General features: G+C 60.9%; 9 protein-coding genes. 3 read left to right on the forward strand and 6 right to left on the reverse strand.

The features are described from left to right. The coding region (locus LVD08_RS27530; protein WP_247269728.1) for a DUF6531 domain-containing protein at window positions 1-1802 on the reverse strand (1802 nt) is incomplete at its 3' end. Between the two features lie 246 nt (window positions 1803-2048). Between LVD08_RS27530 and LVD08_RS27535 the strand changes: the two genes are divergently transcribed. Beyond that, window positions 2049-2744, forward strand: a complete 696-nt coding sequence (locus LVD08_RS27535) for an HAD-IA family hydrolase (RefSeq protein WP_247269729.1) — start codon at window positions 2049-2051, stop codon at window positions 2742-2744. Between the two features lie 79 nt (window positions 2745-2823). Here LVD08_RS27535 and LVD08_RS27540 read toward each other — a convergent pair whose 3' ends face one another. Further along, window positions 2824-3570 (reverse strand): 3-oxoacyl-ACP reductase family protein, encoded by a 747-nt coding sequence (locus LVD08_RS27540; RefSeq protein ID WP_247269730.1) that lies wholly within the window; start codon window positions 3568-3570, stop codon window positions 2824-2826. Window positions 3571-3696: 126 nt separating this feature from the next. Between LVD08_RS27540 and LVD08_RS27545 the strand changes: the two genes are divergently transcribed. Further along, complete coding sequence (locus LVD08_RS27545) at window positions 3697-4623, forward strand: LysR family transcriptional regulator (protein ID WP_247269731.1); 927 nt, start codon at window positions 3697-3699, stop codon at window positions 4621-4623. A gap of 131 nt (window positions 4624-4754) precedes the next feature. Here the strand turns inward: LVD08_RS27545 and LVD08_RS27550 are convergent, their stop codons facing one another. From LVD08_RS27550 to LVD08_RS27560, 3 genes are all read right to left on the reverse strand, one after another. Further along, complete coding sequence (locus LVD08_RS27550; protein ID WP_247269732.1) at window positions 4755-5483, reverse strand: aspartate/glutamate racemase family protein; 729 nt, start codon at window positions 5481-5483, stop codon at window positions 4755-4757. A 53-nt stretch (window positions 5484-5536) separates the two neighbouring features. Continuing rightward, window positions 5537-7075: an NCS1 family nucleobase:cation symporter-1 gene (locus LVD08_RS27555; RefSeq protein ID WP_247269733.1), complete on the reverse strand. Its 1539-nt coding sequence runs from the start codon at window positions 7073-7075 to the stop codon at window positions 5537-5539. A 580-nt stretch (window positions 7076-7655) separates the two neighbouring features. Next, window positions 7656-8390: a phosphoadenylyl-sulfate reductase gene (locus LVD08_RS27560; protein WP_047292986.1), complete on the reverse strand. Its 735-nt coding sequence runs from the start codon at window positions 8388-8390 to the stop codon at window positions 7656-7658. 163 nt (window positions 8391-8553) lie between these two features. Here LVD08_RS27560 and thrH point away from each other — a divergent pair, with 163 nt between their 5' ends. After that, entirely contained in the window at window positions 8554-9171 is a 618-nt protein-coding gene (thrH, locus tag LVD08_RS27565; RefSeq protein ID WP_247269734.1) for a bifunctional phosphoserine phosphatase/homoserine phosphotransferase ThrH, read from the forward strand. Between the two features lie 111 nt (window positions 9172-9282). Here the strand turns inward: thrH and pabB are convergent, their stop codons facing one another. Continuing rightward, window positions 9283-10626, reverse strand: coding sequence for an aminodeoxychorismate synthase component I (gene pabB / locus LVD08_RS27570; protein WP_247269735.1), 1344 nt, complete (start codon window positions 10624-10626; stop codon window positions 9283-9285). Window positions 10627-10867: the final 241 nt, after the last annotated feature.

The raw sequence follows: 10867 nt of genomic DNA on the forward strand, positions 1-10867 counted from the left end.
AACAACAACGACCGCCCGGCCCCGTTATCCAGGCGCTGCACACGCTCGGAAAAATCGCGATGCACCGTCAGACGATTGCCATACGCATCACTGACCGCCACCAGCCGCCCGGCACGAAAGTGATAAAACCGCGCCGCATCCCCGGCCAGCGCGAGGATCAGTTCCTCCGGCTCATCCCCGAGAAAAATCGCCGCCCGCGACAGACTGTTGTGAATCGCCGGCCGCTCCACACTGGGCAACGGAAACCGCGTGCGGCGGTTCTCGTGATCGACCCAGATCACCGCCTCGCCATCGAACTCCAGCCGATGCGCCAGCGAGTGACTCCAGCCAAACCCCAGCCCGACATCGATCTCCACCGCGCTGGTGCGGTACAGCCGGGTGAACTCGAACGGCAACACCCCATCGAGCGTGCCGTCGGTCAGGGTCAGCAGTTCTTCGCCGGTGACCATCGACACCGGACAGCCGTTGGTGCAGGTCAGCGGCGCGCAGTCGGCGCTGTCGCCGTTGGGGTTTTTCGCTTGATCGGGATTGTCGTCGTGGGGTTCGTGTCGCTCCATCCGCGTCGTGCCACGGGACTTGTCCCGGGCCATCGGTGCCGGATTTGGCACGCTTAAAACCACGGCGTCCGCTTGTCGAATGTTCAGCGGGATCGCCGGCGTCGGCTTCAACGGGATGTCGCGCGCATGCACCATCAACGGCTTCAGCGCGCCCGCGTGCTTGCTCAGATCCGCAGTGGAGGTCAGTTCGCTCAGGCGCAAGGCCGATGCGGCCAGCCATTGCCGCGCCCGGGGCGACTTGATCTTGCTCAGCACCTTGCTGCTCAGTCGCACGGGCACGCCAACGCCGCCGCAAACGCGCATCAGCAAAAAGCTGATCAACAACTCGACCCGGACTTCAGCCACCACTTCCGCCAGGTACTGCGGCGGCAGCATCTTCAACCAACTGGTGAAGGCTGCCAGATGGATAAACAGCAACGGCTCGTCACTGAGGATCAGCAAGCCATTGGCGATGGCCTCGCCGGAGGCGTCGAGCAGCGCTTGCAACTCGACATCGCTCAAGTACTGCAGGAGTTTTTCACTGTTGGCCTGCAGGTCGGCGAGCAGGGCAAACAGCTGTTTAACGTCATCCCAGATGTCGTGCAGGGCTTTCTCGAAACCGCGCCAGTCGGCCTGTTGCAACTGCTGGTAACGATCAGCCAAACCGGCGCCGGAAAACTCCGTCCACAGCGGCTGAAACCCGTCCCACTCCTGGCGAAGCCAGACCTCCAGCCCGTCCAGAATCTCTTCATAGGAGGTGTACAGCGCTTGGATATGGGCGCTGGACACATCAGGAAAGAAGGTGATGCGATAACGCTGGCCCCGGTCGCAGTCGCTGACTTCCAGAATGCCGCTCGGGCCGATGGTATGTCGCAGTGGTTCACCGAAACTCAATACCCCGTCGACTTCGCCGATCACCGGTTCGAGCAGCACCGGGGTATCGCCGATCGGTACGAACCGCGCCGCCTCGAACAGGTGCACCAAGGTCAACGGGCCGCTGGCGGGGCACATGACCACCGGGGTCTGGATCGGCTGGCGGGATTTGACCGGAGCGCTTAGACGGACGTGGTCACCGACCTTGAACACCTGCTCGACATCCAGTGCCGTACCCGTCCAGAACTGCTCGGCCCAGGCCTCGTAGTTGTTCAGGCACAGGCGGAACTCGCGGATCAGCGTTTCGAAGTCCGGGTGTTGCGGGTTCAGGGCGGCAACCACCAGCAGGCCGATGCTGTTGTTCAGGGCCAGGAGCCGATCGGTTTGGAACATTCGCAAGCACTCGCGCACATGAAAGAGGTGCGCGGACTTTGCGGGGGATCAACATGGAAAGAAGTCGGGAAAGTAGGCGTTATCTGTAGGGCATTTCGCTAAATGTCAGCGAGTCATTCCACCGCCCGTAAACATTGCCCGTTGCTCAATGTCCGCTGGCCTCGCTATGCTGCTGAACCCATTAATCAGATCCGCGTAGCGGCGCCGTTTGGGCCGCCCGGGATGTTTTTGATAACGGATCCGATGATGAATGCACCGATGAAGACGTTTGGCCCGATCAAGGCCGTGATTTTCGACATGGACGGTTTGCTGCTGGACACCGAAGGTATCTACACCGAGGTCACCTCGCTCATTGCCGAGCGTTACGGGCGGATCTTCGACTGGAGCGTTAAACAGAACATCATCGGTCGTGGCGCCAATGACCTGGCGAACTACGTGGTGCAGGCGCTGGATCTGCCGATCAGCGCCGAAGAGTTTCTGCTGATCCGCGAACCGCTGATGCGCGAACGCTTCCCCAAGGCCCAGGCGATGCCCGGCGCGGAGGAGCTGATTCGCCACCTCAAGGCGCACAACATTCCGATCGCCGTGGGCACCAGTTCGTCGCGGCAGTCGTTCGGCCAGAAAACCACCTTGCACCGCGACTGGTTTGCCCTGTTCGATTTCATCGTCACCGCCGATGACCCGGAAGTTGGCGCAGCAAAACCGGCGCCGGACATCTTTCTCACCGCCGCCCGGCGTCTGGGTGTAGCGCCTGAAGACTGTCTGGTGTTCGAGGATTCGCCGTTTGGCGTCACCGCCGCGAAAGCGGCGGGGATGACGGCCATCGCGATTCCCGACGCGGCCATGGCCGATGAAAAATACGCGCATGCCGACGGGATTTTGCGCACGCTCAAGGCGTTCACCCCGAGTGCCTGCGGTTTGCCGGCGCTGGAATGGGCTTGATCAGCCAATAAGCGCCGATAAAAAAACGCCGCCCTCTGTAAGGAGGCGCGGCGTTTTTTGTATCCGGGATTCAGCGCAATCAGGCGCCAAAACCACCGTCGATGGTCAGGCTGGCACCGGTGATGTAACCGGCTTCCGGGCCGACCAGATAAGCGACGAAACCGGCGATTTCATCGGCGGTGCCGTAACGACCGACAGCCATCAGCGGGATCAGGCTCTCGGCGAAATCGCCATGGGCCGGGTTCATGTCAGTGTCGACCGGGCCGGGCTGCACGTTGTTGATGGTGATGCCGCGCGGGCCCAGATCACGGGCCAGGCCTTTGGTCAGGCCGACCAGCGCCGATTTGCTCATCGCGTACACCCCGCCACCGCCGAAGGGCATGCGGTCGGCGTTGGTGCTGCCGATGTTGACGATGCGCGAGCCTTCGCCCATGTGTTTAGCGGCTTCCTGAGACGCGATGAACACGCTGCGTACGTTGATCGCCAGGGTCTGGTCGAAGTCTTCCAGTTTGAAGTCTTCCAGCGGCGCGATGGCCAGGACGCCGGCGTTGTTCACCAGAATATCCAGGCGGCCAAAGGCTTCGACGGTGGCGCTGACAGCATTGCGGATTGCGGCTTCATCGGCGCTGTCGGCCGTGATCGCCAAGGCTTTGCCGCCGCTGGCGGTGATGCTGTTCTGCAACTCTTCGGCCTTGGCGGTGGAGCTGACGTAGGTGAATGCGACAGCGGCGCCTTCGGCGGCCAGGCGTTTGACGATGGCGGCGCCGATACCACGGGAACCGCCTTGAATCAGAGCGACTTTGCCGCTGAGGTGTTGAGTGGTCATGTTCGATCTCCAGAGAATTCAAGGCGGGGTGCCTTGTTGTTGGAGCCGAGTATCGGCCTCGCATCGACAACCGTGTAGACCATGATTGCTATAGTCTGTGTAAACCAGAAGTTTATAGTGGCGATCATGGAAACTTTCAGCAGTATCGAATGCTTCGTGCGCAGCGCCGAAGTCGGCAGCTTTGCCGAAGCCGCCCGGCGCTTGAGCCTGACCCCGGCCGCTGTCGGCAAGAGTGTGGCGAAGCTTGAGGTTCGGCTCGGTGTACGGCTGTTCCAGCGTAGTACACGCAGCCTGACCCTGACCGAGGCCGGTCAGCTGTTTTTGAGTCAGGTCAGTGGCAGTCTGACGACGATTCAGAATGCGGTGGCCAATCTGTCTAGTGTCGAAGGACTGCCGGCGGGGACCTTGAAAGTCAGCATGGGCACGGTATTCGGGCGCTTGTACATCGTGCCGTTGCTGCAAGAGTTTTTACGTCGGTTTCCGGCGATCAACCCTGACTGGCATTTTGATAACCGTCAGGTCGATTTGATTGGGCAGGGTTTCGATGCGGCGATTGGCGGCGGCTTTGAATTGCCCCAAGGCGTGGTCGCACGCAAGTTGACACCCGCACATCGCGTGTTGGTGGCGTCTGCTGACTATCTGCAAAGGCACGAAGCCATCGCCGAACCGGATGACCTGCAACGTCACGATGGCATCCTGATTCGTTCGCCGCAGACCGGTCGGGTGCGCTCCTGGCAGTTGATCAGTGGCCGCAGTCAGCTCTGTCAGCCCTTGAGTCTCAAGACGCGAATGACCATGAGCGACTCCGAAGCCGCCTGCGCTACGGCAGCGCAGGGGTTGGGGATCGCACTGGTGAGCATGCCGTTTGCTGTGGGTTATCTCGAGGCGGGCACATTGCAACGCGTGCTGCCGGACTGGTACATCGATGACGGCAACATTTCGATCTATTACGCCGAGCATAAATTGTTGCCGGGCAAGACTCGGGCGTTTGTCGATTTTGTGATTGAGCAGTTTGCCGAGCGGGGGTTGGCTCGGCGGTTCAGTGCTGTCTGAGTTTGGCTTTTGACCGAGTTGCGGCCATCGCGAGCAGGCTCACTCCTACAGGAACAGTGTTGTGCCCGAAATCTGTGGGCAACACCGATCACTGTAGGAGCGAGCCTGCTCGCGAAGAGCGATAACCCGGTCTACCGGGCAAACCGCTCCGCCCAGCCAATGATCTGCTTTGGCCGTGGCGTCGCGTAAGTCCGCACTTTGGACGTCGACAACCCCAGCCGCACCAGCGATTCAGCAATGGTCACCGCCGCCGTCACGCCATCCACCACCGGCACCCCGGTGCGGCGACGAATCTGTTCATCCAGCCCGGCCATGCCGCCGCAGCCCAGGCAAATCACCTCGGCCTTGTCCTGAGTCACCGCCAGTTCCGCTTGTTGCACGATGGCTTCCAGCGCGCGCTGTGGTTCGTGCTCCAACTCCAGCACCGCAAGACCACTGGCCCGCACCGAGGCACAGCGATCCCACAGGCCCGAGAGTTTCAGCTGGTCCTCGATCAGCGGCACGGTGCGATCCAGCGTGGTCACCACCGAATAGGCGTGACCGAGGAACATCGCGGTACTGGCAGCCGCGTCGGTGATGTCCACCACCGGCACGTTGAGCAATTCCTGCAAACCTTCGCGGCCGTGTTCGCCGTAACCGGCCTGAATCACCGCGTCGAACGGTTGATCGTAGGACATCACCCGGTCCATCACGGCGATGGCCGCCAGATAACTTTCGAAATTGCCTTCCACCGAGTCGGCGCCGAAGAACGGTGTCAGGCCGACGATCTCCGTACCGGGAGACGCGACGGCCTGCGCCGAGCGGGCGATGGCCTGGGTGATGGATTCGGTGGTGTTGACGTTGACCACAAGAATACGCATGGGAAGTCCTTATTGCGGGCAGTTCAGCGGCCCAAATCCGGGCCGCAAGGAAGTTAATGGCTGACGTTGTCGACGGCGATCGATTCGCCGCTGATGTCGGCGTAGTGCGGCTGACGTTTGGCGATGATCAGGTAGAGCATCGCGGCAATGCCGGCGCCCACCAGCCAGGAGAACGGCGAGATGCTGTGGAAGCCCGGCACCAGCGCCAGGACGATGGCGATCAACGCTGCCGGAATGAACGCCGCCACCGCGCGGAAATTCACTCCACGGCTGTAGTAATAGGCGCCGTTGGGGTCTTCGCTGTACAACTGCGGGACGTTGATCCGGCCTCTGCGGATCAGCCAGTAGTCGACCATGATCACCCCGTACAGCGGGCCGAGCAGGGCGCCGAGGCCGGAGAGGAAGTACACGATCACCAGCGGGCTGTTGTAGAGGTTCCACGGCAGGATCAGCACGGCGATGGTCGCGCTGATCAGCCCGGCGCGGCGGAAGGTCAGGTACTTCGGCGCCAGGTTGCTGAGGACGAAGGCCGGGGCGACGAAGTTGGCCATGATGTTCACCGCCACGGTGACGATTAGGAACGCCAGGCAACCGAGCACCAGAAAGAACGTATTGGGAATCGAGGCGATGATTTCGGTCGGGCTTTCGATGATCCGTCCGTTGATCTGAAATTGCGCACCGCAGAGCAGGACGGTGATGGCGGCGAACACCAGTATGTTCACCGGCAGGCCCCAGAAATTGCCGACCTTGATGGTCTTGCGGCACGGCGAAGAACGCGCAAAGTCACAGAAATTCAGGATCAGCGTGCCGTAGATCGCCAGCCACAAGGCGCCGCCGGCAAAGATGTTGCGCCACATCTCGCCACCGCTCAGCGGTTCGCGGATCGACCAGGCAATCGTGGCGTTGGCTTGGGTGTACATCCACGCGGCGAGGGCGGCGACGGTCAGCAGAATCACCGGGCCGGCAAACGCTTCGTAACGGCGAACCATTTCCATGCCGTAGGCGAGAATCGCCAGCTGCACGAACCAGATCGCCACGAAACACACCCAGCCCAGCGTCGATAGGCCGAGGATCGAGTTGTGGTCGTAATCGGCGAAGCCAGGATGAATCGCCGTCAGCAGCACACGAAATACCACCGACGCCAGATACGTCTGAATGCCGAACCAGGCGATGGCGATCACCGCGCGAATCAACGCCGGAATCTGCGCGCCGTGGATGCCGAAACTGATCCGGCTGATCACCGGAAACGGCACCCCGGTTTTCTGCCCCATGTAGCCGGACAGGTTCATGAAGAAGTACACCAGCGCCGCGCCGATCCCCAGCGACAGCAGAATCTGCCAGCCGCCCAGGCCCAGGGCGTACAGCCCGATGGCGAACGAGTAGTTGGCGATGTTGTGCACATCGTTGGTCCACAGGGCGAAGATGCTGTATTTGCCCCAGCGCCGACCTTCGGCGCGGGTCGGTGCCAGGTCGCTGTTGTGCAGGCGCGGGCTCAGTTGTAACGGTTGAGCCAGACCTGCGTCGGGCAATGGCTGGTCGAGGGCAGAGGCGGGCAGATTCAGCGCGATGTTGTTGGAGAGACTTGTACGCATTCCGGCAGGCTCCTGATGGGCGGGGCCGCGATGACTGTGCATGAGCTCAGGGCTCGACAAATCTTCGTCGCGGCCAGCAGACATCACTGGTTACGGGGCATCTGCAGCCTGTACGGGATAGGGCGCTTCAGGCTTGCGGATCGAAAGTGTGGATTGATGTTTTGCAGTTTTGTATACAAAACATGTATGCACCAAAGCCAGATCTGTGCCAGTCAGCGATCTATGCAGCGCTGCGCTCATTTCGAAAAGTTATCGATGAGCGCTAAGTGTTTGAAAATGATTGGTTATAAATTGACCGATTGAACAGGTATTTATTTTTTGCGGGGGATTTTGCGGAGGTGGCGGAGCGCAGGGGAATTCAGCAGGGATGTAACTTTTCAGGGCGTGAAAGCAAAAAGTGCACACATAAATGGCACCGATGGTGACATTCGTGTGTACACATTTTTTATGGCACCACGAAGCAAATGTGGGAGCGGGCTTGCTCGCGAAGGCGTCTTTCCAGTCAACAAATCCGCTGACTGACAGACCGCTTTCGCGAGCAAGCCCGCTCCCACAGGGGTGGACATCATTGGGGCGAGATTTACGCCTTGCTGATGATATTCCCCGCATGCAACCCGCACTCTTTCTGCGTCGCTTCTTCCCACCACCAGCGGCCTTCGCGCTCGTGCTGGTTCGGCAGCACCGGGCGGGTGCACGGTTCGCAGCCGATGCTGATGAAACCGCGTTCATGCAGGCTGTTGTACGGCAGTTCGAGCATGCGGATGTAACCCCAGATCTCTTCGCTGGTCATCTGCGCCAGCGGGTTGAACTTGTACAGGGTGCGCTCGGGCGTGGAAAACGCGGTGTCGATCTCCAGCACCGCCACGGCGCTGCGGGTGCCCGGGCTCTGGTCGCGGCGCTGGCCGGTGGCCCAGGCTTTGACGCCGGACAGTTTGCGCCGCAGCGGTTCAATCTTGCGGATGCCGCAGCATTCGCCATGGCCATCCCTGTAGAAGCTGAACAGGCCTTTTTCCTTCACGAACGGTTCCAGCTTCGTGTAGTCCGGCGACACCAGTTCGATATCGATCTTGTAGTGCTCGCGGACCTGATCGATGAAGCGATAGGTTTCCGGATGCAGGCGGCCGGTGTCGAGGCTGAACACCTTGACGTTCTTGTTCAGCTTCCAGGCCATGTCCACCAGCACCACATCCTCGGCACCACTGAAAGATATCCACAGCTCGTCACCGAACTCGGCGAACGCGAGTTTCAGGATGTCTTGGGCGGATTTGTTGGCATAGGTCGTGGCGAGTTCCACGACATCGAACGTTGGGCTCATCAGGGCGGCTTCCTACAGGTCGGTGGCGCTGGGCGCTCTATATGGCGGCGATGGTAACAAAAAGCGGCGGAGTAGGGTGTGCCCGCTGCGTTGCGCGGTGGCGGGGGAGTCGCTAGAGTTCGGGCTCGCTCGACTCAATAATCACTACAAACGGGAGTGTCTTGTGGAAATTGCTTGCCTGGATCTTGAAGGGGTACTGGTGCCGGAAATCTGGATCGCCTTCGCCGAAAAAACCGGAATCGAATCCCTCAAGGCCACCACCCGGGACATTCCCGATTACGACGTGCTGATGCAGCAGCGCCTGCGCATCCTCGACGAGCACGGCTTGAAGCTCTCGGACATCCAGGAAGTGATCGCCACCCTCAAGCCGCTGGACGGCGCGGTGGAGTTCGTCGACTGGCTGCGCGAGCGCTTTCAGGTGGTGATTCTCTCGGACACCTTCTACGAATTTTCTCAGCCACTGATGCGGCAACTGGGCTTCCCGACCTTGCTCTGCCATCACCTGATCACTGACGACAGCGGGCGAGTGACCGGCTATCAATTGCGTCAGAAAGACCCCAAGCGTCAGTCGGTACTGGCGTTCAAGAGCTTGTACTACCGGGTGATTGCGGCGGGGGATTCGTATAACGACACAAGCATGCTCGGCGAGGCGGACGCGGGGATTCTGTTCCATGCGCCGGACAACGTGATTCGCGAGTTCCCGCAGTTTCCGGCGGTGCATACATTTGTCGAGTTGAAGCAGGAATTCATCAAGGCTTCGAACCGCGACCTGAGCCTGTAAACCCGATCCCTGTAGGAGCTGCCGAAGGCTGCGATCTTTTGATCTTGATCTGAAAAAAACAAGATCAAAAGATCGCAGCCTTCGGCAGCTCCTACAAGGGATTGTTGTGGTCTAGAGGTTCTGCAGGGTTTTCAGTAGAACCTTCACTTTGGTAATCGACTCCTGATACTCCGCCTGCCAGTCCGAGTCGGCCACGATCCCGCCACCGCCCCAGCAGCACACCTGCCCATCCTTGACCAACAGACTGCGAATCGCGATGGAGCTGTCCATCTCGCCGCGTACGTCCAGGTACAGCAACGAACCGCAATACAAACCGCGCCGGGTCGGTTCCAGTTCGTCGATGATCTGCATCGCGCGAATCTTCGGCGCGCCGGTGATCGAGCCGCCGGGGAAACTGCCGGCAATCAGATCCAGCGCATCGCGATCCTCGGCCAGTTCACCGGTCACGCTGCTGACCAGGTGATGCACATTCGGATAGCTTTCCAGGCTGAACAGCTCCGGCACCCGCACCGAACCAATCCGGCAGGTGCGGCCGAGGTCGTTGCGCAGCAGGTCGACGATCATCAGGTTTTCCGCGCGATCCTTTGGGCTGGCCAGCAGTTCGGCGGCGTTGGCGGCGTCTTCGGCAGGTGTCAGGCCGCGCGGGCGGGTGCCCTTGATCGGACGGGTTTCCACCTGACGCTGGCTGACTTTGACGAAGCGCTCCGGCGACAGGCTCAACACCGCGTCGCCGTCGGGCAGGCTCTGGAAACCGGAAAACGGCGTCGGGCAGGCCTCGCGCAACGCGCAATAGGCCAGCCACGGATCGCCCTGACACGGTGCGCGGAAACGCTGGGCGAAGTTGACCTGATAGCAGTCGCCGGCCTGGATGTATTGATGAATGCGTTCCAGCGCCTGGCGATAGTCGTCCGGCGAAAGGTCGGCAGTCATCGGCGTGTTCAGTTTGAACGGGGTCAGCGGCGCTGAAGTCGGTTGGCTGAACAGCGCGATCAGTCGTTGCCGCTCGCTGTCGGCCAGTGACGGGTGAAACACCAGTTGGCTGGTGGCGGTCTGGTGATCGCTGATCAGCGCCCAGTCGTACAGACCGAACCGCGCGTCGGGCAGTTGCAGATCATCCCGGGCCTGGCTCGGCAGGTGTTCCAGATGCCGGCCAAAGTCGTAGCTCAGGTAGCCGATCAGGCCGCCGGCGAACGGCAGGTCATATTCGCCAGGCAGCTGCGCCTCGCCCAGACGGCTCAGGTTATCGCGCAGGCGTTGCAGGAACAGGCTGCCGCTTTCGTCGGGTAACACCGCCAGTTGTGCCAGCGGCCAGGCGCTGAGCAGGTCATAACGGCCACGGTCAGCACTCGGCCGGCCACTGTCGAGCAGCACGGCGCCGGGCGCATGGCGGATGGCCGCGAAGTAGTCGGCGGGATTGGCGCGGTAGGGTAGCGGGTGTACGGAACAGGTCAACATGGGCGGGGCAGATCGGCCATTGAGGCGGGGTGGGGATTGTAGTCCTCTCAGGGAATTGCTCCTAGAGGGGATGTCGGGGATGAGCAGATTGGGGGCAGGGTTGAGTCCTGTAGTGGCGGTAAGTCCGCTATCGCGAGCAGGCTCACTCCTACAATCTGGAATGCGTTCCCCTGTAGGAGTGAGCCTGAGTAAACGCCACCCGCTCTTCGACTGACTCCGTCACCCCACGCGCCTTCAGCTC

The sequence above is a fragment of the Pseudomonas sp. YL2 genome (genome assembly GCF_023063025.1).
GTDB classification, from domain to species: Bacteria; Pseudomonadota; Gammaproteobacteria; order Pseudomonadales; family Pseudomonadaceae; genus Aquipseudomonas; species Aquipseudomonas putida_A.